The organism is Cyanobium sp. BA5m-21 (genome assembly GCF_024346235.1).
Lineage (GTDB): Bacteria > Cyanobacteriota > Cyanobacteriia > PCC-6307 > Cyanobiaceae > Cyanobium_A > Cyanobium_A usitatum.
Map to the genome: position 1 here is coordinate 1 of NZ_JAGQCO010000022.1, position 26,225 is coordinate 26,225.

Annotated in this window: 30 protein-coding genes and 1 other RNA gene; 14 read left to right on the forward strand and 17 right to left on the reverse strand. The window is 62.7% G+C overall.

The genetic code is table 11. The features are described from left to right. A partial coding sequence (dxs, locus tag KBY72_RS08185; RefSeq protein ID WP_254993361.1) for a 1-deoxy-D-xylulose-5-phosphate synthase occupies window positions 1–1,633 on the reverse strand: 1,633 nt, incomplete at its 3' end. Between the two features lie 73 nt (window positions 1,634–1,706). Between dxs and ilvA the strand changes: the two genes are divergently transcribed. The 3 genes from ilvA to KBY72_RS08200 are packed head-to-tail and all read left to right on the forward strand — an operon-like array spanning window position 1,707 to window position 4,127. Continuing rightward, window positions 1,707–3,278: a threonine ammonia-lyase, biosynthetic gene (gene ilvA, locus KBY72_RS08190; protein WP_254961308.1), complete on the forward strand. Its 1,572-nt coding sequence runs from the start codon at window positions 1,707–1,709 to the stop codon at window positions 3,276–3,278. A 28-nt stretch (window positions 3,279–3,306) separates the two neighbouring features. Further along, the gene (gene scpB / locus KBY72_RS08195; RefSeq protein ID WP_254961306.1) at window positions 3,307–3,816 is read left to right on the forward strand and encodes an SMC-Scp complex subunit ScpB; all 510 of its coding nucleotides are present in this window, start codon (window positions 3,307–3,309) and stop codon (window positions 3,814–3,816) included. A 23-nt stretch (window positions 3,817–3,839) separates the two neighbouring features. Continuing rightward, window positions 3,840–4,127, forward strand: a complete 288-nt coding sequence (locus KBY72_RS08200; RefSeq protein WP_106501631.1) for a YggT family protein — start codon at window positions 3,840–3,842, stop codon at window positions 4,125–4,127. Here KBY72_RS08200 and KBY72_RS08205 read toward each other — a convergent pair. Then, window positions 4,121–4,573 (reverse strand): hypothetical protein, encoded by a 453-nt coding sequence (locus KBY72_RS08205; protein ID WP_254961304.1) that lies wholly within the window; start codon window positions 4,571–4,573, stop codon window positions 4,121–4,123. The genes KBY72_RS08200 and KBY72_RS08205 overlap by 7 nt on opposite strands. A gap of 56 nt (window positions 4,574–4,629) precedes the next feature. Next, window positions 4,630–4,959 (reverse strand): nucleoside triphosphate pyrophosphohydrolase family protein, encoded by a 330-nt coding sequence (locus KBY72_RS08210; protein ID WP_254961303.1) that lies wholly within the window; start codon window positions 4,957–4,959, stop codon window positions 4,630–4,632. A 56-nt stretch (window positions 4,960–5,015) separates the two neighbouring features. Here KBY72_RS08210 and pyk point away from each other — a divergent pair, with 56 nt between their 5' ends. The 4 genes from pyk to ftsH all read left to right on the forward strand — a co-directional run bounded on the left by pyk (window position 5,016) and on the right by ftsH (window position 10,437). Beyond that, window positions 5,016–6,800: a pyruvate kinase gene (gene pyk / locus KBY72_RS08215; RefSeq protein ID WP_254961302.1), complete on the forward strand. Its 1,785-nt coding sequence runs from the start codon at window positions 5,016–5,018 to the stop codon at window positions 6,798–6,800. A gap of 23 nt (window positions 6,801–6,823) precedes the next feature. Continuing rightward, window positions 6,824–8,053, forward strand: coding sequence for an ABC transporter permease (locus KBY72_RS08220; protein ID WP_254961301.1), 1,230 nt, complete (start codon window positions 6,824–6,826; stop codon window positions 8,051–8,053). Window positions 8,054–8,183: 130 nt separating this feature from the next. Beyond that, a complete protein-coding gene (locus KBY72_RS08225; protein WP_254961300.1) occupies window positions 8,184–8,462 on the forward strand; it encodes a DUF1830 domain-containing protein in 279 nt (92 codons plus the stop codon). Window positions 8,463–8,520: 58 nt separating this feature from the next. Then, complete coding sequence (gene ftsH / locus KBY72_RS08230; protein ID WP_254961299.1) at window positions 8,521–10,437, forward strand: ATP-dependent zinc metalloprotease FtsH; 1,917 nt, start codon at window positions 8,521–8,523, stop codon at window positions 10,435–10,437. Here the strand turns inward: ftsH and KBY72_RS08235 are convergent, their stop codons facing one another. After that, a complete protein-coding gene (locus tag KBY72_RS08235) occupies window positions 10,438–10,743 on the reverse strand; it encodes a hypothetical protein (protein WP_254993363.1) in 306 nt (101 codons plus the stop codon). 162 nt (window positions 10,744–10,905) lie between these two features. Between KBY72_RS08235 and KBY72_RS08240 the strand changes: the two genes are divergently transcribed. Together KBY72_RS08240 and KBY72_RS08245 are read left to right on the forward strand one after the other, a co-directional pair. Next, complete coding sequence (locus KBY72_RS08240; RefSeq protein WP_254993364.1) at window positions 10,906–11,985, forward strand: ecdysteroid 22-kinase family protein; 1,080 nt, start codon at window positions 10,906–10,908, stop codon at window positions 11,983–11,985. Further along, window positions 11,978–12,724 carry an outer membrane protein gene (locus tag KBY72_RS08245; RefSeq protein ID WP_254961296.1) on the forward strand — a complete coding sequence of 249 codons (747 nt, stop codon included), beginning with the start codon at window positions 11,978–11,980 and terminating at the stop codon, window positions 12,722–12,724. The genes KBY72_RS08240 and KBY72_RS08245 overlap by 8 nt, the downstream gene beginning before the upstream one ends. A 45-nt stretch (window positions 12,725–12,769) precedes the next feature. Here the strand turns inward: KBY72_RS08245 and clpP are convergent, their stop codons facing one another. Then, window positions 12,770–13,360: an ATP-dependent Clp endopeptidase proteolytic subunit ClpP gene (gene clpP, locus KBY72_RS08250; RefSeq protein WP_254961295.1), complete on the reverse strand. Its 591-nt coding sequence runs from the start codon at window positions 13,358–13,360 to the stop codon at window positions 12,770–12,772. A gap of 76 nt (window positions 13,361–13,436) precedes the next feature. On the opposite strand from clpP, the gene psb29 reads away from it, so the two are divergent. Further along, on the forward strand, window positions 13,437–14,153 hold the full coding sequence (gene psb29 / locus KBY72_RS08255; RefSeq protein WP_254961294.1) for a photosystem II biogenesis protein Psp29: 717 nt from the start codon (window positions 13,437–13,439) through the stop codon (window positions 14,151–14,153). Here the strand turns inward: psb29 and KBY72_RS08260 are convergent. Genes KBY72_RS08260 through petN form a run of 4 tightly spaced genes read right to left on the reverse strand, consistent with a single transcriptional unit; the run spans window position 14,113 to window position 16,983 of the window. After that, window positions 14,113–15,408, reverse strand: a complete 1,296-nt coding sequence (locus tag KBY72_RS08260; RefSeq protein WP_254961293.1) for a hypothetical protein — start codon at window positions 15,406–15,408, stop codon at window positions 14,113–14,115. The two genes, psb29 and KBY72_RS08260, sit on opposite strands and share 41 nt — an antisense overlap. Continuing rightward, a complete protein-coding gene (locus KBY72_RS08265; RefSeq protein WP_254993365.1) occupies window positions 15,405–16,712 on the reverse strand; it encodes a CofH family radical SAM protein in 1,308 nt (435 codons plus the stop codon). The genes KBY72_RS08260 and KBY72_RS08265 overlap by 4 nt, the downstream gene beginning before the upstream one ends. Then, window positions 16,709–16,861, reverse strand: a complete 153-nt coding sequence (locus KBY72_RS08270) for a hypothetical protein (RefSeq protein WP_254961291.1) — start codon at window positions 16,859–16,861, stop codon at window positions 16,709–16,711. The genes KBY72_RS08265 and KBY72_RS08270 overlap by 4 nt, the downstream gene beginning before the upstream one ends. A 20-nt stretch (window positions 16,862–16,881) precedes the next feature. Continuing rightward, window positions 16,882–16,983, reverse strand: coding sequence for a cytochrome b6-f complex subunit PetN (gene petN / locus KBY72_RS08275; RefSeq protein ID WP_254961290.1), 102 nt, complete (start codon window positions 16,981–16,983; stop codon window positions 16,882–16,884). Window positions 16,984–17,053: 70 nt separating this feature from the next. Between petN and clpS the strand changes: the two genes are divergently transcribed. Further along, complete coding sequence (gene clpS / locus KBY72_RS08280; RefSeq protein ID WP_254993370.1) at window positions 17,054–17,350, forward strand: ATP-dependent Clp protease adapter ClpS; 297 nt, start codon at window positions 17,054–17,056, stop codon at window positions 17,348–17,350. Next, on the forward strand, window positions 17,350–17,667 hold the full coding sequence (locus KBY72_RS08285) for a DUF2103 domain-containing protein (protein ID WP_106501619.1): 318 nt from the start codon (window positions 17,350–17,352) through the stop codon (window positions 17,665–17,667). Before clpS ends, KBY72_RS08285 begins: the two co-directional genes overlap by 1 nt. Here the strand turns inward: KBY72_RS08285 and KBY72_RS08290 are convergent. Beyond that, window positions 17,622–18,020 carry a hypothetical protein gene (locus tag KBY72_RS08290; protein WP_254961288.1) on the reverse strand — a complete coding sequence of 133 codons (399 nt, stop codon included), beginning with the start codon at window positions 18,018–18,020 and terminating at the stop codon, window positions 17,622–17,624. The genes KBY72_RS08285 and KBY72_RS08290 overlap by 46 nt on opposite strands. Before the next feature lie 81 nt (window positions 18,021–18,101). Between KBY72_RS08290 and KBY72_RS08295 the strand changes: the two genes are divergently transcribed. Continuing rightward, window positions 18,102–18,749: an NAD(P)H-dependent oxidoreductase gene (locus tag KBY72_RS08295; RefSeq protein ID WP_254961287.1), complete on the forward strand. Its 648-nt coding sequence runs from the start codon at window positions 18,102–18,104 to the stop codon at window positions 18,747–18,749. A gap of 8 nt (window positions 18,750–18,757) precedes the next feature. On the opposite strand, the gene ssrS is transcribed toward KBY72_RS08295, so the two are convergent. The 4 genes from ssrS to KBY72_RS08315 form a co-directional block, all read right to left on the reverse strand. Beyond that, window positions 18,758–18,939: non-coding RNA, 6S RNA (gene ssrS, locus KBY72_RS08300), on the reverse strand. A 15-nt stretch (window positions 18,940–18,954) separates the two neighbouring features. After that, complete coding sequence (locus KBY72_RS08305; protein WP_254961286.1) at window positions 18,955–20,127, reverse strand: 5-(carboxyamino)imidazole ribonucleotide synthase; 1,173 nt, start codon at window positions 20,125–20,127, stop codon at window positions 18,955–18,957. Window positions 20,128–20,178: 51 nt separating this feature from the next. Further along, window positions 20,179–21,174, reverse strand: coding sequence for a hypothetical protein (locus tag KBY72_RS08310; RefSeq protein WP_254961285.1), 996 nt, complete (start codon window positions 21,172–21,174; stop codon window positions 20,179–20,181). A gap of 63 nt (window positions 21,175–21,237) precedes the next feature. Further along, complete coding sequence (locus tag KBY72_RS08315; RefSeq protein ID WP_254961284.1) at window positions 21,238–22,128, reverse strand: carbohydrate ABC transporter permease; 891 nt, start codon at window positions 22,126–22,128, stop codon at window positions 21,238–21,240. 37 nt (window positions 22,129–22,165) lie between these two features. On the opposite strand from KBY72_RS08315, the gene aroB reads away from it, so the two are divergent. After that, window positions 22,166–23,269 (forward strand): 3-dehydroquinate synthase, encoded by a 1,104-nt coding sequence (gene aroB / locus KBY72_RS08320; protein WP_254961283.1) that lies wholly within the window; start codon window positions 22,166–22,168, stop codon window positions 23,267–23,269. On the opposite strand, the gene KBY72_RS08325 is transcribed toward aroB, so the two are convergent. The 3 genes from KBY72_RS08325 to KBY72_RS08335 all read right to left on the reverse strand — a co-directional run bounded on the left by KBY72_RS08325 (window position 23,266) and on the right by KBY72_RS08335 (window position 26,184). Beyond that, window positions 23,266–24,576, reverse strand: coding sequence for a Rieske 2Fe-2S domain-containing protein (locus KBY72_RS08325; protein ID WP_254993366.1), 1,311 nt, complete (start codon window positions 24,574–24,576; stop codon window positions 23,266–23,268). The two genes, aroB and KBY72_RS08325, sit on opposite strands and share 4 nt — an antisense overlap. Window positions 24,577–24,640: 64 nt before the next feature. Beyond that, on the reverse strand, window positions 24,641–25,453 hold the full coding sequence (locus KBY72_RS08330; protein ID WP_254930771.1) for an ABC transporter permease: 813 nt from the start codon (window positions 25,451–25,453) through the stop codon (window positions 24,641–24,643). Beyond that, a complete protein-coding gene (locus KBY72_RS08335) occupies window positions 25,450–26,184 on the reverse strand; it encodes an ABC transporter permease (RefSeq protein WP_254930774.1) in 735 nt (244 codons plus the stop codon). Before KBY72_RS08335 ends, KBY72_RS08330 begins: the two co-directional genes overlap by 4 nt. Window positions 26,185–26,225 lie beyond the last annotated feature (41 nt).

Genomic DNA, 26,225 nt, shown 5'->3' on the forward strand with positions numbered 1-26,225 from the left:
CTAGGGGCCGCAGGTAGCGGGCATTGATCACGGCCGCCCGCAGACCCTTTTCCTGCAGCAGTCCGGCCGTAGCCATCGCCGGGGCCACCATGGCGCCGTAGGCCACGATCAGCAGGTCGTCGCCGTCGGTGAGCAGCTCGCCCCTGCCGATCTCTAAGGGCTCAAAACCTTCTTCGGCCAAAGGAACCCCCTCGCCTTCGCCGCGGGGAATGCGCAGGGCGCAGGGGCCGCTGTGATGAATTGAGGTCACCAGCATGCGCTGCAGCTCAGCCTCATCCTTCGGGGCCATCACCGTGAAATTGGGGACAGAGCGGAAGTAGCTGATGTCGTATTGACCCTGGTGGGTAGGGCCGTCGGCGCCAACGATGCCGGCCCGATCCAGCACAAAAGTGACCGGCAGGTTCTGGATGCCGACGTCGTGAATCAACTGGTCGTAGGCGCGCTGCAGGAAGGTGCTGTAAATCGCCAGCACTGGCTTGAGCCCTTCGCAGGCCATGCCAGCCGCCATGGTCACAGCGTGCTGCTCGGCGATGCCCACATCAAAATATTGATTGGGTAGGGCCTTCTCCAGCAGATCAAGGCCGGTGCCGGTGGCCATGGCAGCGGTAATACCCACCACGGTGGGGTCCTGTTCGCAGAGCTTCACCAGTGTCTGGCCAAACACCTTGCTGTAGCTGGGCGGCTTCGGCTTGCTGGAGGGATAGGCCTTGCCAGTGGCCAGATCAAAGGCGCTCTGGGCGTGATAGCCCACCTGATCGGCCTCGGCGTAGGCGTAGCCCTTGCCCTTGGTGGTGGCCACATGCACCAGCACAGGCCCCTCGGTGCGGTGGGCCTGTTCAAAGGTGCGCACCATGCCGGCGATGTCGTGGCCATCGATGGGGCCGATGTAGGTGAAGCCCAGCTCCTCAAACACCGCACCCACCTTGGGCACCGCCAAACGCTTCATGCTCTCTTTGAGCGTCTTGAGCTCGTTGGGCAGCTCACCGTGCAGGAAGGGCAGTTGCTTGATCGCCTCCTCGGCATTGCCCTGTAGAAATTGCAGGGGTGGGCTCAGCCGCATGCGGTTGAGGTAGGTGGAAAGGGCCCCCACCGGAGGGCTGATAGACATGTCGTTGTCGTTCAGCACTACCAGCAGCTTGGTTTTCGGCAGGTGGCCGGCGTGGTTAATCGCCTCTAGAGCCATGCCACCAGTGAGGGCGCCATCGCCGATCACCGCCACACATTTGAAGTCTTCCACGCGGCGATCGCGGGCCAAGGCCATGCCTAGGGCCGCCGAAATCGAGGTGCTGGCGTGTCCGGCACCGAAATGGTCAAAACGGCTCTCGCTGCGCTTGAGATAGCCGGCCACCCCGTTCTTCTGGCGCAGGCTGTCGAAATCCTTGTAACGGCCAGTTATCAACTTGTGGGGATATGCCTGGTGACCCACGTCCCACACCACTTTGTCGTGGTCGAGATCGAGGGTTTGATAGAGGGCGAGGGTCAGCTCCACCACTCCCAGCCCAGGGCCTAGGTGCCCGCCGCTGGTGCTCACCACCTCCAGATGGCGCTCACGAATCTGGCGGGCAATGGCTTCAAGCTCTGCCGTGCTCAGGCCGTGCAGCTGATTCGGGTGACTCAGCTCGCTGAGATGCATGCACAACCCTGGAGGTGGGGTGCAATCTAGGCCTTGGCTTCCGCCCAGGGGTGCGGATTGCGACACTGGTGGGATGAGCGAGGCCCCTGAGAGCTATCTGCAACGGATCCTGCGGGCGCGGGTCTACGACGTGGCCATTGAGTCGCCACTCGATCCTGCGCCAAATCTCTCGGCGCGCCTGCACAACCGGGTGCTGCTGAAGCGTGAGGATCTGCAGCCCGTGTTCAGCTTCAAGCTGCGCGGCGCCTACAACAAAATGGCCGGCCTCTCGCCTGCCGAGCTGGAGAGGGGCGTGATCGCCGCCAGCGCCGGCAACCATGCCCAGGGAGTGGCGCTAGCCGCCCAGAAGTTGGGCTGCAGGGCCGTGATTGTGATGCCTGTCACCACACCGGAGATGAAGGTGAAAGCGGTGGCGGCCCGGGGCGCCGAGGTGGTGCTGCATGGCGACAACTACGACGCCGCTTGCACGGAAGCCACGCGCCTGGGCCTTGAGCGGGGGCTCAGCTTCATCCATCCCTTTGACGATCCCGATGTGATCGCCGGTCAAGGCACGATCGGGTTGGAGATCCTGCGCCAGTGCTCCTCGCCGCCTGACGTTATTTATGTGGCCGTAGGCGGTGGCGGCTTAATCGCCGGCATTGGGGCCTACGTCAAAACCCTCTGGCCCCAAGTTCAGATCGTTGGCGTTGAGCCGGTGGACGCCGATGCCATGACCCGCTCCCTAGCCGCCGGGGAGCGGGTGCAGCTTGAGCAGGTGGGCCTTTTCGCCGATGGCGTGGCGGTGCGCCGCGTCGGTGAGCTCACTTTTGAATTGGCGAAGCAAACGGTGGATCGCATGGTGACAGTCGACACCGACGCCATCTGCGCGGCCATCAAGGACGTGTTCGAAGACACGAGATCGATCCTGGAGCCAGCCGGCGCCCTCGCCGTAGCAGGCATGAAGCGCGATGTGGTGCAACAGGGCTTGCACGGCCAAACCTTGGTGGCGGTTGCCTGCGGCGCCAACATGAACTTCGACCGGCTGCGCTTCGTGGCCGAGCGCACTGAGATCGGCGAAGACCGCGAAGCGATGCTGGCGGTGGAAATCCCCGAGCAGACCGGCAGCCTGCGGCGCTTCTGTGGCGTGCTGGGCCAGCGCAGCCTCAGCGAGTTCAGCTACCGGCTTGCCGATCCCAGGGTTGCTCACATTTTTGTAGGGGTGCAAACCAGTGGCACAGCCGACGAGCAGCAACTGATCAACGACGTGCAGAACGCCGGCTTCCCCTGCCTCGACCTCTCCAACAACGAGCTGGCCAAGCTGCACCTGCGTCACATGGTGGGCGGCCGCCTGCCCGCCAGCGCCGGCCCGGCTCTCGCTCATGGCGAAGAGCTGCTCTATCGCTTCGAGTTCCCCGAAAAACCAGGCGCCCTGATGGCGTTCGTAAACGCCTTACACGCAAACTGGAACATCAGCATCTTTCACTACCGCAACCACGGCGCCGACGTGGGGCGGATCGTGGTGGGGGTGCAGGTGCCTCGCGCTGACAGACCCGCCTGGCAGGAGTTCCTCGATGGCCTGGGCTATCAGCACTGGGACGAATCGGCCAACCCTGCCTACAAACTGTTTTTAGGCCCCAGCTCAGCGCCCCTGCCAGCCCTGGCATGAGCCAAAAAAGCTGCGGTAACCTGCGGCCATGCAAAGCACGGGGCTGATTCAGGGCCTATCCCTGCCCGCCCGGATGGAGGCGATCCTCTACTTGAAAGGCCGGCCCCTCAGCCTGGCAGAGCTGGCTGAGATCGCTGCGGTTAGCCGAGAGGAAGCGGAGCTTGGCTTGATCACCTTGATCACCGACTACGCCCACCGGGATACGGCCTTGGAAGTGCGCCAGGAGGGCAACCGCTACAGCCTGCAGCTGCGCGATGGGCTGGCCGACCTGGTTCAAAACCTCCTGCCCGTGGACCTATCCACGGCCGCCCTACGCACCCTGGCCACGATTGCCTTAAAAAAGCGGATCTTGCAATCGGATCTAGTCGAGTTGCGCGGCTCCGGCGCCTACGACCACGTCAAGGAGCTACTGGCCCAAAATTTCATCGAGCGCAAGCGCCAAAGCGAGGGCCGCTCCTACTGGCTCACCCTCAGCGAGAAGTTCCACCGCACCTTCGCCATCAAAGCTGAGGCTGACCTCTGGAAGCAAGCTGCCTAGAGTTGGCCCACTAACAAAATTCCATGGACGCCCTGAGTTTCCTGCTGCAGGTTCTGGCCCAGACCCTCAGCATCTACACCCTGGTGTTGCTAGTGCGGGTGTTGCTGAGCTGGTTTCCCAATCTCGACTGGAGCAACCCCGTGCTTTCGACGGTGAGCTCGATCACCGATCCCTACCTGAATGCCTTCCGCGGCCTGATTCCGCCCCTAGGCGGCCTGGACCTTTCGGCGATCGTGGCCTTCATTGCCCTGCAACTGGTGCAGAGCCTGCTCGAAGGCGCCAGCGTTTCGGTGCTCGGAGCTGGTTACTGATCAGCTAATGCCTGTTCAAGGGGCAGCAGCTCGTCATCCACACCAGCACGGCTGCGCACAGGAGCGCTGAAACCCCTTGCCTTGACATTGCGGAAGCTGAGTGGTCCAGGGGTGCCAGCCGGCACCGATAGGCGCAGGGCAAAGGCAGAGGTGCCAGGTGGCACATCACCGATCGAACCCACCCGGGTGCGGTTTTGCAGCACCGGCTCGCCACTTGAATCAACGATCAGGGCAAATACGTCGGTGTCAACAACGGGCTTGCGGGTGGGATTCACCACGCTGCCGCGCAGGGCGTAGCAGCTGGCACCAGCCGGGCGCCGCAATTCTGGCTGGGCACCGATGTCCTCGGCGGGGCAGGGTTCGATGCTCAGCTCAGATACCTGGAGATCTGCTGCCCAGGCAGGAGCTGGCAGCACCAGCGCACCAATGACTAGGAGAGCGAGCAACCGCGCCAGCCACTTTGCGAGCTCATGCCGTGGCCCAAGCTCAAAACCTTGCTTACTCAACGCCTGTCACCACTGCCTCCAATCACGTTACGGGCGGCGCGGCTGGCCAGTTTGTCGAGGTTGGCCTGGGCAATTTGCTCTAGCTCCAGGCCAAGTTCTGTAGCGAGCTGGGCCACGTACCAGAGCACATCACCAAGCTCGAGCTGCAGGTCTGCAATCACCTCAGGCGAAAAATTGCCCTGACGGTCGCGCAGCACTTTTTTGACCTTGTCGGCCACCTCGCCAGCCTCACCGCACAGCCCCAGGGTGGGATAGATGGGGTTGGCGCCGGCATCTGGGTAGCGGGCCGTGGCGCGGCAACCCTCTTGGTAATGCTGAAAATCCACTAACGACAGCCCATTGCAGGCCTGGATGGTAGTTTCCAGTCGTCTGTTGGCGTTTCATGCCCCAGCCCGATCTCATGCGTCGCACCAAGATCGTGGCCACGATCGGGCCTGCCACGGAATCCGCCGAACGTCTGCGCGAGTTGGTTGCCGCCGGCGCCACTACTTTCCGACTCAATTTTTCTCACGGCGACCACAGCGAGCATGCGGCTCGCATCGCCACGATTCGCCAGGTGTCAAAGGAGCTGGGCATTGAGCTCGGCATCCTTCAAGACCTACAGGGTCCCAAAATTCGTTTGGGCCGCTTTGCCGATGGGCCGATCACCCTGGCCAAGGGCGATCACTTCACCCTCACATCCAGGAATGTGGCCTGCAATCAGAAGATTGCCACCGTCACCTACGCATCTCTGGCAGATGAGGTGGTGCCAGGCAGTCGCATCCTGCTGGATGACGGTCGGGTGGAGATGGTGGTCGACAGCGTCGACAAGCCCGAGCAGACCCTGTTCTGCAGCGTCACCGTTGGTGGAGTGCTCTCAAACAACAAGGGGGTGAATTTTCCCGATGTGCAGCTCTCTATCCGTGCCCTCACCGAGAAAGACCGCATTGATCTGGCCTTTGGGCTGAAGCAGGGGGTTGATTGGGTGGCCCTCAGCTTTGTGCGCAACCCCTCAGACATGCGCGAGATCCGCGAACTGATCCGCAGCCATGGCCACGAAACCCCCGTGGTGGCCAAGATCGAAAAGTTTGAGGCCATCGATCAGATCGACGACATCCTGCCCCTCTGCGACGGGGTGATGGTGGCTCGGGGCGACCTTGGCGTTGAGATGCCCGCCGAAGAAGTTCCCCTGTTGCAGAAGGAGCTGATTCGCAAGGCCAACAGTCTCGGCATCCCGGTGATCACTGCCACCCAGATGCTCGATTCAATGGTGAGCTGCCCCAGGCCAACCCGGGCCGAGGTGAGCGACGTAGCCAACGCCATCCTTGATGGCACCGATGCCGTGATGCTCTCCAATGAGAGCGCTGTGGGCGATTTCCCCGTGGAAGCGGTGGCCACCATGGCCATAATCGCCCGGCGCATCGAGCGGGATTACCCCCGCCGGGTGCTCGATAGCCACATGGCAACCACCATCCCCAATGCCATCTGCCAGGCGGTGAGCAGCATTGCTCGCCAGCTGAATGCGGCCGCAATTTTGCCGCTCACCAAGGGGGGCTCTACGGCTCGCAATGTCAGCAAGTTCCGCCCCAGTACCCCAATTTTGGCGATCACCAGCGAGGTGAATGTGGCCCGGCAGCTGCAGCTTTGCTGGGGCGTCAACCCCTTGGTAGTGGAGGAGCAGAGCTCCTCCACCAGCACCTTCAGCCTGGCCATGGGCATGGCACGCGAGCTGGGCTTTCTTCGCGATGGTGACCTAGTCGTTCAAACAGCCGGCACCCTCTCGGGAATCAGCGGCTCCACCGACTTCATCAAGGTGGGCATCGTCTCCGCGGTGCTCTCTAAGGGAACCGGCGTCGGCACTGGATCCGTGAGCGGTCGAGTTCGCCTGGTTGATAGTCCAGAGGCAGCGGCGGCAATCCAATCTGGCGAAATACTGGTGGTGCATGAAACCTGCGCCGATTACGTCGAGGCGATTCGCAAAGCCAAAGGGGTAGTTACGGAAGCCGGTGGCCTCGAGAGCCATGCCGCCTTGATCGCCGAGCGCACTGGCGTACCAACGATTGTGGGTGTCTGTAACGCGATCGCAAACCTGCGTCAGGGGGAAATTGTGACCCTGGATCTGCAGCGCGGCGAGGTGCATCGGGGCGCCCGCAGCCACGACGCTGACGACAGACCAGCCATCGTTTAAGGCCAGCCGCCCCCACCGCAGCCATGCCAACCAAGCTCCCCATGCGGGAAACCGTCGGCATGGCCCTGAGCACCCTGCGCTCCAATCGGCTGCGCAGTTTGCTGACCATGCTCGGCATCGTCATCGGCAATGCCTCCGTGATCACCTTGGTGGGGGTGGGGCGAGGCGCCCAGAACCTGGCCGAAGGGCAGCTAAGCAATCTCGGCGCCAACGTGCTGTTTGTAGTGCCTGGCAGCAACGACACCCGGCGCCAGGGCATCGACTTCCCTAAAAACCTCGTGCTTGAAGACGCAGTCGCTATCGGCGAGCAGGTACCAAGCGTCAAGCGAATAGCCCCCCAGATCACCTTGAGCGGGGTGGTTCAGGCGGGGGGCCTGAGCAGCAGCACGTCAATTTTCGGTGTTACACCGGAGTTTCTGCCGGTTCGTCAATTTGAGATTGCCCAGGGGCGCTTCTTCACCGCCAGCGATCTCAACGGCGCTCGCAATGTCACCGTGGTGGGGCCCGACTTGGGCACAAAGATGTTTCCAGGCAAGGCGCCAGTGGGGCGCCAGCTGCGTATTCGCAACCAGCTGTTCGAAGTGATAGGCGTTCTTGAACCCAAGGGCGCCGTATTTGGTCAAAACCAAGACGAGAACGCCTATGTGCCACTCAGCACCATGGTGAGCAAGCTTTCAGGACGCGACCCCACCTACGGGGTCAGTCTTAATTTCATCAGCGTCGAAGCCCGCGACGAGCAGAGCACGGGGGCCGCGAGCTTTCAGATAACCAACCTGCTGCGCCAGCGGCACCGGATCCTGCGGGAAGACGATTTTGCCGTGCGCTCCCAGAAAGATGCCCTCACGATTGTGAGCACGATCACTGGTGGCCTCACCTTGATGCTGGCTGCCATCGGCGCCGTGTCGCTGCTGGTTGGCGGCATCGGCATCATGAACATCATGTTGGTGTCGGTGAGTGAGCGCACCGAGGAGATCGGCCTGCGCAAAGCCCTCGGCGCCCGCAGCGGCGATGTGCTGCTGCAGTTTCTGGTGGAGTCGCTGGTGCTGGCCAGCCTGGGGGGCGTGATCGGCAGCGCCGTGGGCATTGGCACGGTGGCTGTGGTCGGCGTTCTGACACCCCTACCGGCATCGATTGGGGCGGCCACGGTGCTGGTCACGGTGGGGCTATCCGGTTCGATTGGCCTTTTCTTCGGCGTAGTGCCCGCCCGCCGGGCTGCGCGCCTCGACCCAATCGTTGCCTTGCGCAGCCTTTGAACCGGTCTGGTGAGCCGGCAGCGACAGGACGAAACCAGGAAAAACCATTAAAAACCGAAAACAGTGGCGTCCGTCACTAAACCCGCACTCAAGCCAGTGGCTTTATGGGTGGAGAAATCGGGATTCAGTCGTGGCCCAATTGGCATGCAGTTACCGCAATACCAGCGATCGGATGGTGATCCTGCGCTGCATCGGTCCCGAGCAGTTCTTCCTCGAACGAGTGGTGTTTCCCTTCGAGCTGCTCAGCTTCCAGTGCCCACCAAGCAGCGTGGTGAAGATCTGGACCCACGGCCGCGGTGGGCCCGAATTGGTGGAGACCGTTAACTCCGGCGATCTGATCAACGATCCACCGTCCCTACCAGCTCAAGCGGCCCAATTCGAAGTGCTGCCCTGGGCAACGGCTAGCTGAAGCTCGGCTCGGGGAGGGGGCCTGGCGCCGTTACACTTGTCAACAAAGTGTCTCAGCTATGAACCAGCGCTGGCGTCTGATTGCCCTCTGGCTGCTGCCCCTTGCAGTGGTCGCATTCCTCGGCTGGCAGCTGCTTGGTAACGGCGGCACGGCCCGTTTCAAACCCGAAGGCGCCACGGTTGCTCCCCGCAATGCGGCCGTAGCCCGCATGAGCTACGGCCGCTTCCTCGATTACGTCGACGCGGGCCGGGTAACGGCGGTCGATATCTTCGACGGCGGTCGCAGTGCAGTTATCGAGGCTGTGGATCCTGACCTCGACAATCGGGTGCAGCGTCTGCGCGTAGACCTGCCCGGTGTTGCTCCAGAGCTGGTCAACAAGCTCAAAGAGCAGGGCATCAGCTTCGATATCCATCCACCCAAAACCGCTCCACCAGCTCTTGGATTGCTCGGCAATCTGCTCTTCCCATTGCTGCTGATCGGTTCGCTGATCTTCCTTTCACGCCGCGGCAATGGCATGCCCGGGGGCCCCGGTCAGGCGATGCAATTCGGCAAAACCAAAGCCCGTTTCGCAATGGAAGCTGAAACAGGCGTCAAATTTGACGACGTGGCTGGTGTTGAAGAGGCCAAGCAGGACCTCCAAGAGGTTGTCACCTTCCTAAAAACCCCCGAGCGCTTCACTTCAGTTGGCGCCAAGATTCCCAAAGGTGTGCTGCTGGTAGGACCTCCCGGTACCGGCAAAACCCTGCTTGCTAAGGCAATTGCTGGTGAAGCAGGAGTTCCCTTCTTCTCGCTTTCAGGATCTGAATTCGTTGAAATGTTTGTTGGCGTGGGCGCCAGCCGGGTTCGCGACCTGTTCAAGCGGGCTAAGGAAAACAGCCCTTGTTTGATCTTCATCGACGAAATCGATGCGGTGGGACGCCAGCGTGGTGCTGGTGTCGGCGGCGGTAACGACGAGAGGGAGCAAACCCTCAACCAGCTGCTCACCGAGATGGACGGCTTTGAAGGCAATAGCGGCATCATCATCATTGCCGCAACAAACCGAGCCGATGTGCTCGATTCAGCCCTGCTGCGCCCAGGTCGTTTCGATCGCCAGGTTCAAGTTGATGTGCCAGACATCAAAGGGAGGCTGTCTGTGCTCAAGGTGCACAGCCGCGATAAAAAGCTGGCCGATGATGTGAGCCTGGAAATGATTGCTCGCCGTACCCCAGGATTCTCCGGCGCCGATCTCGCCAATCTGCTCAATGAAGCGGCAATCCTCACGGCCCGGCGCCGCAAGGAGGCAACTTCACTTGCCGAAATTGATGATGCCGTCGATCGGATCATTGCCGGCATGGAGGGCAAGCCGCTCACCGATGGGCGCAGCAAGCGCCTGATCGCATATCACGAGGTTGGCCATGCCCTTGTGGGCACACTGGTCCAGGCCCATGACCCCGTTCAGAAGGTCACCCTGATCCCACGGGGGCAGGCCCAAGGACTTACCTGGTTCTCCCCCGACGAGGAGCAGATGTTGGTGAGCCGGGCCCAGCTCCGAGCTCGCATCATGGGTGCCCTCGGCGGGCGGGCTGCCGAGGATGTGGTCTTCGGCCACGCAGAGGTCACAACTGGTGCAGGTGGTGACATCCAGCAGGTCGCCTCGATTGCCCGCCAAATGGTCACCCGGTTTGGCATGAGCGATCTAGGCCAGGTCTCCTTTGAAGCAGGCAACCAGGAGGTTTTCCTGGGCCGCGACCTGATGACCCGCAGCGATGGCTCCGATCGCCTTGCCAGCAAGATCGATGATGCCGTGCGCCAGATGGTGCACAGCTGCTATGCAGACACGGTCAAGTTGGTGGCAGAGCACCGCGCCTGCATGGATCGGGTAGTGGAGCTACTGATCGAGAAAGAGAGCCTCGATGGCGAAGAATTCCGCGCCATCGTGGCCGAATTCACGGCAATTCCAGAGAAGGAGCGCTTCTCGCCCCTGCTGGCCGGCTGATCAAGCAGTAGCACTAGCCATCACAGGACCGGCATCTACGCGACTCGCCGTGGGTGCACTTTGTGGGTGCTCCGCTAGCCAGCGAGCCACCCAGCCCGCCGCCACGCGATTCGACTCCTCAGCTGCCTCACTGCTCTCAAACACGCTGAGGGAGATCATCCGGTCACCGGCCTCACCCACGTCCACGAAGTAGTAAGCAATAAAACCTGGCAGTGCTTGCATTTCAGCTAGCAGCCCATCAAGCAAGGGCTGGGTGGCCTGAGCTGGATCCTTAATTCCCTCGTATTCGCGCAGGGTGGCGTACATACGGCAGTTCTGAAGTGCGCCCCAACTTGGCCGCGCTTGTCCGATCCGTCAACCAACCCGTGTTCGAAGCTGCCTGCTCCTCTGCTGCCTGGCCGGCACTTAAGGAAAACGGCGCCAACCCAACTAAAGTTCAAAACCACGCACTCAATTGGACTTCTTGGTATGGCAGCCATCGATCCCCCTGAAATGCTGGTAAAGCAGCCCGAACCGCAGTGGATCGGCGAAGCTCTCGGCACCAATGTCAAAAGCCTGGAAGCGAAGCTGCTGGGGGAGGGCAGGGGGTTTCAATCGACCACTTGGCGCCTGGAGCTGAGCTGTGATCCACCTGAAGAAGGGCCAGCAAGCGTAATTCTCAAAAGTGAAACCTCCAATAAGGACTTCAATGAGTTCAGCCGACTGAATAATGCCTTTGGTCGTGAGGTGGGTGTTTACACTCACTGCACGCCAAGATTAGAAAATCACAAACCCTCAGTCTTTGCAAGCAATTCCTCTGAGCCATATTGGTTGCTGATCGAAGATCTAACCCACCTACGTTCAGGTGATCAAGTCATCGGCCTCAGCTACCAGGAAACTTTGGCCACGATTCAACGCATGGCAGCTATCCACGCTGAATTCTGGCTTGATCCTTCCTTGAACCAACACAGCTGGTTACCAAACCATGGCTTCTGGTTTGCAGACCCCAAAGCCGAAATCGTTGATGATTTCTTTGCCACCTACGGCGTACGCTTCGGCACGGATGTTTGCCGGTTATATCGCGCGGTACTGGAGCAAAGCTCTGACATTGACAAGGCTCTCAATGACAGACCTTGGACCCTCGTCCATGGTGATCTGCGCGCCGACAATTTGCTATTCGGCAATACTGTAGAAGATCCAGAGTCAGTGATAATTGATTGGTCCTGGGCGAGCCGTAGTTTAGCCGCTATTGATATCGCCTTTTTGATTGGCGGCAGCACGCCCCAGGCTCAGCGGCTTGGACGTCATGAAGACCTGCTGCTTGCTTGGCACCAAGAACTACTCAAGCTTGGAGTTTGCGATTACTCGCTTGAAGAGGCCAGGTACGACCTGCAATTGGCAGCTCTACGGACCATCACTGCCGGCATAGCCATGCATTCATTCACGGGCCCAGACATTCCGATCCGGGCAGCCTTGTTCATGGATGACGCGATCCAGCGTCATGCGGCCTACGCCTTGGAAATTGACGCCTGGCAAGCTCTGCCCGATTCGAGTGACTGGAATGCCTGATATTGATGTAAATCTCGCCAACCCACCGCTGGCTTCCGGCCCCTATGTGCGCCTGGGGGCAGGCAGCGATTGGCCAAAGGCAAACGGTTTCAGTGACGACAACTGTTCCAGCCAGCAGCCACCTGCCCTGTTTGGGTGCGGCACTGGCAATAACGGGCAAGCCCTTGGAGCTTCAGGCAGCTTCGAGCCAGCAGCAGTGATCGATGCAGCGGCGGGATATCGCTTCAACAGCTGGTTGCGGGCCGAAGCCCTGCTCAGCTGGCGGCCAGAGCTTGAGTTCAGCGGCCAAAGCAACTTCTTGGGCCGTGCTGGGGCCAACCAGCCGGTGACTGGCTCAGCCTCCTCAGTGGCCGGTTTTGGGGTTGCCTATGTGGATCTACCCAAAGTGGGCCGGGTTCGCCCTTTCCTTGGCGCCGGCCTGGGTGTCGCCCGCAACAGACTTAGCTCCGTTAGCTATAGCTTCCCTGGCATCGCTGCCAATGCTGCAACGGTCACACCCGATGGCAGCTCCAGCGATCTGGCCTACCTACTCACCGCCGGCATCAGCATTCCCCTTAATACTCGGCTAGATCTCGACTTGGCCTATCGCTTTAGCGACCTTGGGGATGTGCGCACCAGCAGTGGTCAGGCTGGCTTGTCGCGACCGACTCTGCCAGCAGGCACCACGATCCCTATCGGAGGAACCCAGGCGGCCTTGCAAGCCCATGGGGTGCAGCTGAGTTTGCGCTACTCGTTTTAATAAAACCTATTAATCAGATATAGCCCAGGAACGCCAGCCAGTCCCTCAAACGGGACGCACTGGTCGCTTTTCAATGACCTTGTCAATTAAGCCGTACTCAACAGCCTCCGCGGGTGACATGAAAAAGTCGCGGTCGGTGTCTTCCTCGATGCGGGGCAGGGCTTGGCCCGTGCGATCGCTGAGCTCCTGGTTGAGCTTCTGCTTCAAGTAGAGGATTTCGTTTGCCTGAATGCGGATGTCGCTGGCCTGGCCGCGGGCGCCGCCCAAGGGCTGGTGGATCATGATCCGCGAGTGGGTGAGGCTGCTGCGCTTGCCCTTGGTGCCAGCGCAAAGCAGGAAGGCACCCATCGAAGCGGCCAGACCCACGCAGACGGTTTGCACATCTGGCTTGATGTGCTGCATGGTGTCAAATATTCCCAGACCGTCGTATACCGATCCGCCCGGAGAATTGATGTACATGAAAACATCCTTCTCGGGATCTTCTGCCTCTAGGAAAAGCAACTGGGCCACAACCCGGTTGGCCGACTCAGCAGTGACCGGTTCACCCAAGAAGATGATGCGCTCCCGCAGTAGCCGGGAATAGATGTCAAATGCGCGCTCACCCCGGCCCGACTCTTCAATCACGATCGGGATCATGGAGCTGCATTCGCAAGTGGTCCCGATCCTACTGAGCCTGGGCGGCTAAGGTCGACCAACCTTGGCCTAATCCAGCGTGAGTGCAGCCCTCACCGTTGCCGACAGCAAGCGGGAGTTTCATCGCGCCTTCCCCTACGTGATCGCGCCCCTCTATCGCCGCATGGTGGATGAGCTGCTTGTGGAGCTGCACCTGCTCAGCCGTCAAACCGGCTTTCGCAGTGATGCCCTGTTTGCCTGCGGCCTGATCCAGGTGTTCGACAGTTTTGCCCGGGGCTATCGCCCTGACGCCCAGCGTCTCCCCCTGCTCCAGGCCCTTTGTTCCGCTTCCGGCTTCGATGCCGACCAGTTGCGCCAGCAGCGTGACAGCGCCATGGCAGCCATGGGCAGCCACAGCGTCGAGCAGGTGAAGCAGTGGATCGAACAGGAGGGTTCGGGCGCACCCGAACCCCTTGCGGCAGCTCTTGCTGGCATCCGCCGCCCCGATTTCCACTATTCACGGTTGATGGCCGTAGGCCTGCTGAGCTTGTTGGAGCAGGCGCAGGGCGCAGACGCCTTGGATGCCTCCGTCATGCGCAGCTATGCCCACGATCTGGGCGGCGCCATGGGCTTGCTGCGCGAGCGACTCGACAAGGACCTAAGTCTCTATGCCACCAACCTCGAGAAAATGGCCCAGGCCGTTGAGCTAATGGCGGAAACCGTTGCTGCTGAACGCCGTAAACGGGAACGGCAGCAACAGGAAGCCACCGAGGCACCTACCGAGATTGCAGCTGAAGCCGCCCAGTCAGCTGGCTGAGGGCTGAGCCATGAGCAGCTGGCACTGCCGTCAGGCTGAGCTGGCTTGCTAGTTGGACGGGCTTGGGCAATTCGGGCGGCAGCAAGCCACGCTCTGCAAGCGCTGCAGGCCGCAGCCGCAACTGCATCGAAGCGCCGAGGCCGGGCTGGCTCAGCACAGGCGTGGCTGCTGCAGGAGATCCGGCAGGTGGTTCGGGGCCAAGGAACAGCAGCAGCTGGGGGCTGCCTGAACCAGCCAGCACCCAGCGCCAACCTCCCACGACTCGCCCATCCTGCTGGCGCCAAAGCGTCGCGGCTAAGGCCTTGGAGCCAGATTGAGTCGCCTCGAGTCCCTGGGTCTCCAGCGGTTCAACCAGCCCGGCAAGCATCTGGTTCCAGGGACGCCGATCCCCTGAGACCGCCAACTGCAGCTCCAGACCTGTCTGGAAGGGCCCCTGGGCCAGCGGGCGCAGTCGCAAGACAAAGGGCACACGACGCAGCATGGTTATTTGGGCATCACCGATGCCGTAGCGAGCCGACAGCGGTTCCCGGATCAGCTGGCGGCTCAACAGCCCCTGCAATAAGCCCTCAAGGCCAGGACCGCGCCACTCCAGCAGCAACTCTGAAGGCAGGGGGGGAGGGACAACAGCTCGCGCCGCACGACCTGGGGCGGCCAGCAGGCCGCTGGCGGCAGCTGCTTCTCCAGCGAGCCCCAGGTTGGCCCCCTCGAGCTCGAGACTCAAACATCCCTCCTGGAAGCGTTGCAGCAAAGGGGCTGCAGGGCCCGCCATCACGCCGAGGCCAAGGGGGGCCCAGAAAACCGCTTGCTCCTGCTGCAACCGCTGCAGACAGCGCTGCTCCAGACCGCGGCGCTGACGTTGGGCCAACTTGAGCTGGTCTTGCAGTAGCCGCTTGGCAAGGGGATCGGCTGCCACGACCACGAGGTCATCAACCCGAATTCCATGGGGAGGCAGGGGGCTTCCTGCTTGAAACTGATAGGCCAAAAAGGCGCCACCATCGCCATCGCGCCCCCAGAACTGCCACCAGAAGCGGCGCTGCTGACGCCAAATCTGACGCGCCTGAGCAGCGCCGAGGCGCTGGCTCCACAGGGCTGGCACCGGTCGCTCCGGGGCGGCGGGAAAGCTCTGCAGCAGGGCAGCCTGGCCAATCAACCGCTCCAGGCCCTCGGCCCGGGGCCGGGGGGATCGCAGCAGCAAGCCAGCGGGAAGCAGCAGCAGCAGAACAGTCAGGGTGAGGGTCCAGCGCAAGCGGGTCACGCCACAGCTCCGTAGAGGGTGGTGCGGCGCCGCACCGGACGGCCAAGCCGCTGGGCAGCCGCCTCAAGCGCCTGGGGGGACTGGCGGGTGCCGCCGCTGGCACCCGCCATCGTGGTGATGTGTTCCTCCATCAAGGTGCCGCCCAGGTCATTGCATCCCCAGCGCAGGGCCTCGGTGGCTCCAGGGAGGGTGAGCTTCACCCAGCTGGGCTGGTGGAAGCGAAACCAGGGCCCCAGTAACAGCCGGGCCTGGGCCGTGAGCCGCAACATCGCTGCAGGGTCGGGCTGGTCCCGTTGCACCCGGGAGCGCAGGGCAGCTGGCGCCGAGGCGCCCACAAAAGGCAGCAGCACAAACTCAGTGAAACCCTGGCGCTGATGCTGCAAGGCGTAGCGCTGCACCGCCACCAGGGTGAGCAGGTGAGCCACCAGGTCTGCCGGGGACTCGATGTGGCCTGCCATAAGGGTGCTGGTGGCAGGCAAGCCGTGCTGGTGCACCTGAAGCATCACCGCCACCCACTCCCTGGCCGTGAGTTTCTCCGGACAGAGCACCTGCCGCACCTGCTCACTAAGCACCTCGGCCGCCGTACCCGGCACCGATCCCAGACCAGCCGCTTGCAGCCGCGCCAGCACCTGATCGAGGGGCAGCCTGTCGTGCTGGGCGAAATAAAGCAGCTCCTGGGGCGAAAAGGCATGAAGGTGCAACCCCGGTGCTGCCTGCTGCAACAGGCCAAGCAACCGTTCGGCATAGGCCAGCTGACTGCCTGCCACCGTGGCGGCTGGGTTGAGTCCACCCTGGATGCAGAGCTCTGTGGCTCCAGCCTCAAGCGCCTCGGCGGCTTTTTGCTGCAGGTCGGCTTCGCTAAGCCAGTAGGCGCCGGGGTCGCCAGCATCGCGGCGGAAGGCGCAGAAGCTGCAGTGCTTGACGCAGTGGTTTGAAACGTTGAGGTTGCGGTTCACCACGTAGGTGACGATGTTGCCCGCTAGTTGTTGGCGCAGGCCGTCTGCAGCGCGGCGCAGCAATTCATCCTGCTCGGCATCAGCGGTGCGGCTGAGCAGGGTCAGACCGAGGGAGGCAAGCAAAGCCGGATCCCAGCTGCCCGGTTCGTGCTTATCGCTATCACCACTGAGCGGCAGCTTCGGCTGGGCCGAGTCAATGGCCTCAACAAGTGCCTCTAGGTCGGGGGCTGCCGAAGGGCTAGAGGGTCCAGCTGGGGGTGGCACCAGCAGCTCTGCGGCGCTCTGCCAGGCCCAATCCGCTAACCCAGAGGGAGTGGGGGATGGTGGCGAAGAGCCGGCTTGGCTCACTTGCGACGCTTGGTTTGAAGGGCGTTGCGACGGCGACGATCGCTCCACTCGATGATGGAGAGATAGATCACGCCTCCGCTGACAAACATCAGAAGCAACACCGCGATTGCGGAAAGCACCTGGGAGGCGGAGAGGTTCAGCTCAGGCACAGAGGATCGTCAAAGCCAGGTCAGAACTTGATGCTGTTGTCGCCGTGACGACCCCAAATCACCATGGCGATGGAAAAGCTGAAAAGAGCAGCCAATGAGGCCCAACCCGCAGAGATCAACATGGTGCAGCTTGCAGTCGTTGAAGGCACTTTACCTAGGCTGGAGCCCTAAAGGTGTTCGTCGTTGCAGTCCGTGGTTGTGGTCCTTTCCTCCGCCAGCCCCGTTCAGGAGCGACTGCGCCTGCGCCAGCCATACCCCGATTTCAAGGTGGTGGTGCTTGACGACGACTTCAACACCTTTCAGCACGTGGTGGAATCACTGGTGCGCATCATCCCGGGCATGCTCGCTGATAAGGCCTGGGAGCTGGCCCACCGCATAGACGGGGAGGGTTCGGCGGTGGTGTGGTGCGGCCCCCAGGAGCAGGCTGAGCTCTACCACCAGCAGCTGGGAGCAGCCGGCCTGACCATGGCTCCTTTGGAGCGGGCCTGATGGGCCGGGTGGTCATCACCCACAGCACCTACGTGGAGGGGCTGATTCCGCTGCTCAAGCAACTTGCGCTCTGCCCTGGCATCGACACCGTCACCCCGGCGGTTATCAGCCGCGTGCGTGGCCGCAGCAGTCAGATGCGGCTGCGGGTTTCAGCGCCCATCACCGGGGGCCACAAGCTGGTCGCCCGCCGCGGCAGCAGCGTGCAGGAGGTGTTTGTAGTCACCGGCTGGAGCCGCGAGCAACTGCAGCAGTGCCTAGATCGCTTGCTGGGTCAGACACCACCCAACAGCAACTCACCGGAAGGGGAACGCTCGTAGGACGCCGTTGCCTGAAACAGGGCAAAGGCGCCTCCCTCCCGAAACCAGGGCTCAAGCTCAAGGCTGAGCCCTTCGGGCTGCAGCTGCCAGCGCTGCTGAAGGTAGGCGGCATATTCCTGAGGGGTGCTCTGGGCTGCCTGCCAATGCACCACCGCGAAGCTCAGGGCGCTTACCCGCACGGTGCCCCCTTCTGATTCCTGAATCTCCTCTTCAAACAGGAAGGTGCGGAAGCGATCCTGGGCGTCGCGTCCCTCGAGGCAGTATTTGCGCAAGTAGAGCTCCCGAGCGCGAGGAAAAACCGGGCCAGGGGCGAGGGCCAGAAGGGCTTCAAAGGCCTGCTGAAAGGACTCCATCGAGGCTGGCGGCCGAACCCGACCACGGCAGTAACAAGGTCCAGAATGGCCCCTGATCTCCACCGTTGTCGCCACCCCACCATGCCGATCTCCCCCCAGCAGCTCAATGGGGCCATGGCCTGGCGCTACGCCACCAAGGTGTTTGACCCCAGTCGCCGCATTGACGACACCACCTGGGCCGCCCTGGAGGACGCCCTCGTGCAGAGCCCATCGAGCTATGGCCTGCAGCCCTGGAAATTTCTGGAGATAAACGACCCCGCCCTGCGCGAGCAGCTGCGCCCCGAGTCGTGGAACCAGAGCCAGATCACCGACTGCTCTCACCTGGTGGTGTTCCTGGTGCAACGCCAGATCGGCGCCGCCGAAGCCGATCGCCTAATCGAAACGATGGCAGCCGTTCGCGGCCTCGATTCAGCCGCCCTGGCCACCTACCGCCAGATGATCGATGTCGACCTGATCAATGGGCCTCGCAGCCAGCAGATCGACCGCTGGGCCAGCAACCAGGTGTACATCGCCCTGGGCACCTTCATGACAGCTGCAGCCCTGCTCGAAGTGGACACCTGTGCCATCGAAGGCTTCGATCCCCTTGCTTACGACCGCATTCTCAACTTGGCGGACTCGCCCTACCGCAGCTGTGTGGTGTGTGCGGCTGGCTATCGCGACAGCAGCGATAAGTACGCCTCACTGGCGAAGGTTCGCTACGCCCCCGCCGAACTCATCGAGAGGCGTTGATTTGAAAGGGGTGGACCGCCGTGCCGTTTTGCCCCAGTGTTCGACCTGGTGGAACCAGAAGAGGGTCAAGGACGGGGCGCCGTTTCCGGCTACGAGGCCGGTTTACGTTGCTTCCGCTGCAGACCCCCATGTCGAAAAGGGAGTCAGATCAGAAAACTGTAAAAGGCAGTCACCAACAAGGCAGTCCTCTGGAAGTGTAGGCCGATTACGGGTTTTGCGGGGGCAGGGGCCAGATGGATCTGACCCGCTCTAAAAGCTGCTCCGCCTGGCCAGCCCGTTCCCCAGCTGTGACCCCGTGCAGCAGCAGGGTGACATGACCAAGCTTGCGTCCTGGGCTGGAGCCCTCCTTGCCGTACCAGTGCACCGTGGCCTCCGGTATGCCAGCTAGATCATCCCGCTGAGCCTGGTAGTCGGCTTCCGAACTTTCAAAGCCCAACAGATTCACCATCAGTGCCCCCGGCACCTGGAACTCGACAGACCCCATCGGCAGGCCAGCAACGATCCTCACCTGCTGCTCGAACTGGCTGGTATGGGCTGCCTCGATCGTGAAATGGCCGGAATTGTGGGTGCGGGGGGCGATTTCATTAACCTGCAGACCGCTCGGCCCATAAAAAAGCTCAATGGAGATCACGCCCACGTAATTGATTGCCGTGAGCAGGGAAGCGGCGATATTGCGGGCATAGGCCTGCACCGCATGGGGCACTGAGGCCGGCGCCAGCACCCAGTCGCATACCTGCTGGTGCTGGTGGGTCTGCACCAAGGGATAACAGCGCACGTTGCCAGCCCGGTCGCGGCAGGCGAGCTGGGAGAGCTCCTGCTCAAAGTTGACAAACTCCTCAAGAATCCAGTCGCCTAGGGGCACCCTTGCCAGCAGGGCCGTGAGATCTTCAGGGCTGCGCAACACGGCTGTCCCCTTGCCGTCGTAGCCGCCGGTGGAGGCCTTGGCCATCACTGGGTAGTTGAAGCCTTCAGGCAACAGGCCACTGGTGGGCAGATCGCACCAGCACGGGCATGGCAACCCCTGATCCTGCAGCAACTGCCGCTGGCCCCGCTTACTGACTAGGGGAGCGAGGGCCTCCAGACTTGGCAGAAAGACGACTCCGTCAAAACTGAGCGGCGCCAGGGCCGGCAGGTCTACCCATTCGTTTTCAAAGGTGATCGCGCCACTGCGGCGCGCCAGCTCCCGGGTGGCCGCCACATCGTCGAGTTCAGCCAGCACCACACTGCTGGCAAGGGCAGTGGCTGGATCCTGAGCCACTGGTGTCAAAACATGCAGGGGCACATTGAGCTTGCGGGCAGCGGCGGCAAGCATCAAGGCCAATTGGCCGCCACCAACTACACCGATAGCAACTGCAGCGCTAGCAACTGGCTCAGTCACAGGGTTGGCACCAGCCACGGATCTTGGAACTCGCAGCTTGCAGCGTATGAATCAGGACGCCCCGTTGAACTCGTACCAGGCCACAAGCAGCTGATAGGCAGCATTGCGGCGGACCCAAAGACTGGAGTCACCACCCTGATCTGGATGCCAATCGACCACTTTACGGCGCCAGGTAGTGCGCACGTCCTGCCAACCACTGCCTGGTAGTACTCCCAGCTCTTCGCAAGCCTCTCGGTAGCAACTCAGGAAGGCATCGGAACCGGTAGCGGCTGTTGGGGCGGCAGCCACAAAAGCTGGGGCGCCCTGCTCCAAACGGTCCACCACTTCCTGGGCCTCCTGGTCGCCGCGAAGTCGGTCTAGAGCCGCCTGGGCTTGGCTTGCCTCGCTGCGTAGCTGGGCCAGCTGCTGCTCCTGACTGGCAATCAACCCATCGAGCTGACGCCGAACCGCTGCCAATTGATCATTGAAGCCACCGGCGAAGGCATCCAGGTTGCCCTCCACCAACTGGACGGCCGCCAAAGCACCGCTGGTGTCGGCTGTTTGGGTAACCAGATCGCGGCGCAGGTTGGCCTCTAATTGAACGTGAGCCTGCTGGGCGGCAGAGAGCTCAGCCTGCAAAGCCCTAATTTTTGCGCCCGCCTGGGCTGCGGTTCGGTCCTGTTCGCCCTGGAGCGACTCCAACGCTGCCAGTGCCGCCGCCGCCTCGGCGCGAGCCTGGGCCAGCTGCTGGCTAGCTCCCTCATCAACCCTGGATAGGGCGGCCTGGGCCGACTGGGTGGTGCGCTGCGACTGCTCCAGCGCCCGTCCCCGGGCGCCAGCCCCAGCCTTAGGGGAGCGCAACAACACCACGCCAAAAGCTGAAAACACCAGTGGCGAAACCAGCACCCTGTAGGTGTCGTTGCTGAACTCCTGGTTTCCCTCGCGGGCGGCCTGCTGGCCCCGCATCAGGATCAGTAGAAACAGCACCACGCCCATCCCTAGGCTAAACAGGCCCACCATCTGGCGCTCGCTGAGGCTGGAGCGGGGTTTGCCACCGGAGGAAGTCATGGCCTTCATCTCAGGCGGCTGAACCCTAGGCAGGCTTCCGGGACTGGTCTAGTAACAGGCTCTTCAAGTGAGGCCGCGATCACCGGCGAAGAGATAGCGCACCAAACTCAGCATCAACACGATTAAAAACAGTGCCAAACCAATCGTGCAGGCGTAGCTGATCTCCAGCTCAGCAAAAGCCTGGTCGTAGACGTAGTAAACGAGGGTGCGGGTCGAATCGGCAGGGCCACCTTGAGTCATTAAATACACCTCTTCGAACACCTTGGTGGCCGCAATTGCGGAAATAACCGCCACCAGGGTGATGTAGGGCCGCAGCAGCGGCAGGGTGATGTCTAGGTGCTTGCGCAAGCCCTCACTGCCATCGAGGGCCGCCGCCTCGTAGAGATCGGGGGAGATGCCCTGGAGCCCGGCCAGAAAGATCACCATGTAGTAGCCGAGGCCCTTCCAGAGGGTCACGAGCATCACCGACGGCAGGGCCAGCAGCGGCGAGGTGAGGAAACCGATGGGATCGAAGCGGCTGCCCAACAGGGCGGTGAGCCAGCCGTTTATCAGGCCGTTTTCGGCATAGATCCAGCGAAAGGCAATGGCCGCCACCACGATCGACACCAGCACCGGGGTGTACAGAGCACCGCGAAACCAGTGGATCCCAGGCAACTGGCGGTTGACCAGCACGGCCAGGGCCAGGGCGCCGACCACGATTGGGGGCACCACTCCCAGCAAATACAAAAGGGTGGTGCCGGTGACCCGGAAAAACATCGGGTCGGCCAGCAGGCGCCGGATATTTGCCAGGCCAACGAAGCGCAGCGGCTCGCTGACATCGAGGCCGGCCTGGCTGAAGCTCATCACCAAGGCCATCGCTGCCGGAATCAGCACCGACAGGCCGATCAGCACCAGGGCAGGCGTCAAAAAGCCCCAGGCTGTGGCGGTGCGCTTGCGGAGATTGGCCTCGCTCATGCAAGGCAAAGTACCTGGGCTGGAGGATGATCGCCCTATGGATCTGCAAACGATCAGGGTGGAGCTGCAGGCTTCCCCTTACCCGGTGATCATCGGCTCGGCAGCCTTGCTGAGTCTGGGCGACCAGATTCGGGGCCTGGGATTTAAAGCCGGCACCAAGGTGCTGCTGGTGACCAACGCTGTGGTGGAAGCCCATTACGGCGCCACTGCCCTGCAAAGCCTCAGCGCGGCTGGCCTCGATGCCAGCACCCTCGTGATCGAGGCGGGAGAAGATCAGAAAACCCCAGCCACCGTGGGCCTGATCCATGACGCAGCCTTTGCCCGCCGGCTGGAGCGGGGCTCGCTGATCGTTGCCCTTGGCGGTGGCGTAGTTGGCGACATGGCGGGATTTGCGGCAGCCACCTGGCTGCGAGGCATTGCCGTGGTTCAGGTGCCCACCACCCTGCTGGCGATGGTGGATGCGGCGATCGGCGGCAAGACCGGCGTCAATCACCCCGGCGGCAAAAACCTGATCGGCGCTTTTCACCAGCCGCGCCTGGTGCTGATCGACCCCAGCAGCCTTGGCACCCTGCCGGAGCGCGAATTTCGAGCTGGCATGGCCGAGGTGATCAAATACGGCGTGATCGGCGACTCCGAGCTGCTGGCCGAGCTAGAGGCGAGCGGCCCCCAGCTAGCCAGCTTGAACACATTGTCAGCCGAGCTGCTGCAGCGAATTCTGGTGCGCTCCGCCGCCGCCAAGGCGAAGGTGGTGGCCGCCGACGAACACGAAGGGGGCCTGCGGGCGATCCTCAACTACGGCCACACCCTGGGCCACGTGGTGGAGACCCTCTGCGGCTATGGCACCTACCTCCATGGCGAAGCCGTTGGCTTGGGCATGCTGGCGGCTGGCGAAATCTCCCTGGCCATGGGCCTGTGGAGCGCTAGCGACCAGGCCCGCCAGCGAACCGTGATCGCCGCCGCAGGTCTGCCGCTGGCCTGGCCAGCCCTCGACCCCGACGCCGTGCTGGCCTGCCTGCAGGGCGACAAGAAGGTGAGGGAGGGTCAGGTGCGCTTCGTGCTGCCCACAGGCATCGGCAGGGTTGAGATCCGCAGCGACGTCAGCGAAGCAACCATCCGCAGCGCGCTCGCCAGCTGCGCCTAAAGGGCGTTGCGGGGTGGGTGGCCGTCGCCGCGCAATAGCTGGCGCTCCCAGCGGTTTAGCTGCCGCAGTAGCAGGGCGCTGCCGCCAAGCAGCACCAGCAGGGTCAACCGCGCCGGCAGCCCGGGCAGCCAGGCCGCCACTAGCAGCTCCACCCCCAGGGCCACCAGCACTAGCGGCCGCCAGCGGCGTATCTGCCGCAGAGCACCGGAGCAGGCACGGCAGTGCCGGGTGTGGCTGTCGTAGCGATCCATCAGGGCTACCCGACCCAGCCGGGGCGGCAGGGCGGAGCCTGGGCATGGCTGGCCAGCAACATCTTTGACCCATCTATGCAACGCCCGCACGTAGATGTCGGCGCTGGTGGGCAGAAAGCTCGCCTGGCTTTGAACCCGTTCCTGCCAGTGCAGAAACACCTGGTCGTCTTCGAGCACCGTGTGGTTACCGATGTGCTGCAACCACACCGGCCGAGCCCGCAGCAGGAGCCTGGGCAACAGCGAGCGGAACTGAAACGGAAAGCGGGCAAACAAGCGGCATTCCCCAGCCCGGATCGGCGTGGCATACACAACCGTGAGAAAGCGGGCAAATCCCTTCGCCGTGAGGTCGTGCCACATCAGGCCCGGCGCCTGAAAGGTGGTGAACTGGCTGCCCAGGCGCCCCCGGCGCGGGCCCTCGGGCCAAGTGGCGGTGAACCCCTCCGGCCCGAAGCTTGTGAGCTCGGCCACCACCGGAGCAGCGTTCTGGCGCTTACCCACCGTGCGGTGGTGGGTGAAGGGCACATGGCTCACATCGAGCACGTTCTCCAGCAGGGTGAGGGCATCCATCGGCAGGTCGCGGAAGGTGTCCTGCACCAGCCAGCCGGGTTCCTCGAGCACGGGCACCAGCGGCAGGGGCACCGCCGCAGCCGCGGCATGGTCGCCGGCGAACACAAACAGCAGCCCCTGGGCGCTGGCTGTGGCGTAGCGGCGGCAGGAGCTGCGGGGGTTGGCGTCGATTGCGACTTCGGCCTGGGGGATCGCGGTGCAGCTGCCTTGGGCGTTGAAACTCCAACCGTGATATGGGCACTCCAGCTCACCCCTTTCGTTGAGGCGGCCTTCGCTCAAGGGCACGAGCCGGTGGGGGCAGACGTCGGCAAAGGCGCACCACTGCTGGCCAGCAGCGTCCCACCACAGCACCAGATCCATCTCCAGCAGGGTGAAGGCCGTGGGGCGGCGAGGGTCGAGGTCCTGCAGATAGGCCACCGGATACCAACGCTGCAACCAGTGCTCCTCCCTGATGCTGGAGGTGGGATTGGCAGGAGCGGGGATCACCATGGGGTGCGGCAGCAACTGGGGAGAGCCGGTGGATCGATGATGGCGCGCTGACCCGCAGCTCCGCTCAACTAGAAGCAGAGGTGTAGAAGCGCTGGGCGTAGCGCCACAGCAGGCGACTGCCAGCCAGGCAAAGCCCGGCGGCCAGCAAAGAACCGAAAGCCCAGATGGCCGAACCCCGCCCCAGCAGCGCCTCGGCGGGCACGGTGGTGAGGAAGGCCACCGGCAGCACAAAGGTGAACAGCAACCGCAGCGCCGGCGGATAGGCACTCACTGGGTAGCGACCCGCCACCAGGGTGTAGCGCAACACCTCGGTGGCATTCCACACCTTCACAAACCAGATGCTGAGGGCAGCCAACACAAACCAGAGGCTGTAAAGAATCACCAGGGCTGCAAGCAGCAGCGCCAGGGAGAGCAGCACGGGCCCTGCCGCCGGCAGGCCGGATGGAGCCCCAGGACCCTTGTTCAGCAGGGCCCAGGCGATCAAGCCAAGGCCAGCCAATATTCCTGGCAACCCCCAGGGCGACACGGTGCGGGCCGACAGCCAGAACTGGCTATCAATCGGCTTGAGCAGCACGTAGTCGAGGGTGCCGGTCTGCACGTGGTTAACGATGCGGCTGAGATTGGGCTGCAACACGCAGGTGGTGAACCCATCCAGCACGGTGTAGAGGCCCAGCACCACCAAAGCGCCGCTCCAACTCCAGCCCCCCAGCTGGGGCCCGCCACCAAACAGCAGTTGCAGCACAAAGACGCTGCCTGCCAGGTTGCCCAGCACCGACAGCAACTCGATCCAGGCATTGAGCGGGTATTCGAGTTCGGCCGCCAGGGAGGTGCCCCAGAAGCGGCGCAGGCTGCGCCAGTAGCGCGCAAACTCCCTCACGCGCCCATCGCCGAGTAGCGGCGCAGGCCCGCCCGCCACAGCCAGTGGCCGATCGGCAGCAGCAGCAGGCACCAGGCGGCGATCGCCCCAAAACCCAAAGCCACATTCACCGGTTCGCCGGCCAGCAGCCGGGCGGGGAAGTCGACCATCCAGGGGAAGGGCGTGGCCAGGGCCAGCCGCCGCACCGCTGGAGGAAAGGTGTCAAGGGGTGCAACTATGCCCGATAAAAACAGATAGGGAATCATCAACAGCCGGTCGAGGGCCGCTGCCCGCTCACTCCAAAAACAGAGGGTGGTAACGAGCACCTGCAGCAGAAAGCGCAGCAGAAAGGCCGCCACAATCGCCAGGATTCCCAGCAGCAAAGCCCCCGCTGACGGCAGCCACAGCAAGCCGGGCGCCGCCAGCCCCACCACCAGCACCATCACGGCCACAAACGGGATTCGCGACGCCTGTTCACTAAAATGGGCCGCCAGGTATCGCCAGAGCGGCGAAAGCGGCTGCAGCAGGAAGGGCGACAGGCGGCCCTGCAGGGCGTCGTCTTCGAACACCTGAATCAGCCAAACCACCGTGAACTGGCGCACCACAAAGGCAGCCAGGAAGTAGTGGCTGAGCTGCTGGGGTGAGAGGCCAGCCGCCGCCGCCGCGCCCGAGCCGCTCCAAACGCCGAGCATGATCAAGGGCAACACCCCAGATAGGGCCCAGAGGGCGATCTCGGCCCGGTATTCGAGCATCAGCGCGTACTGACTGCCCAGCAGCGCCCGCGCCACCCGCC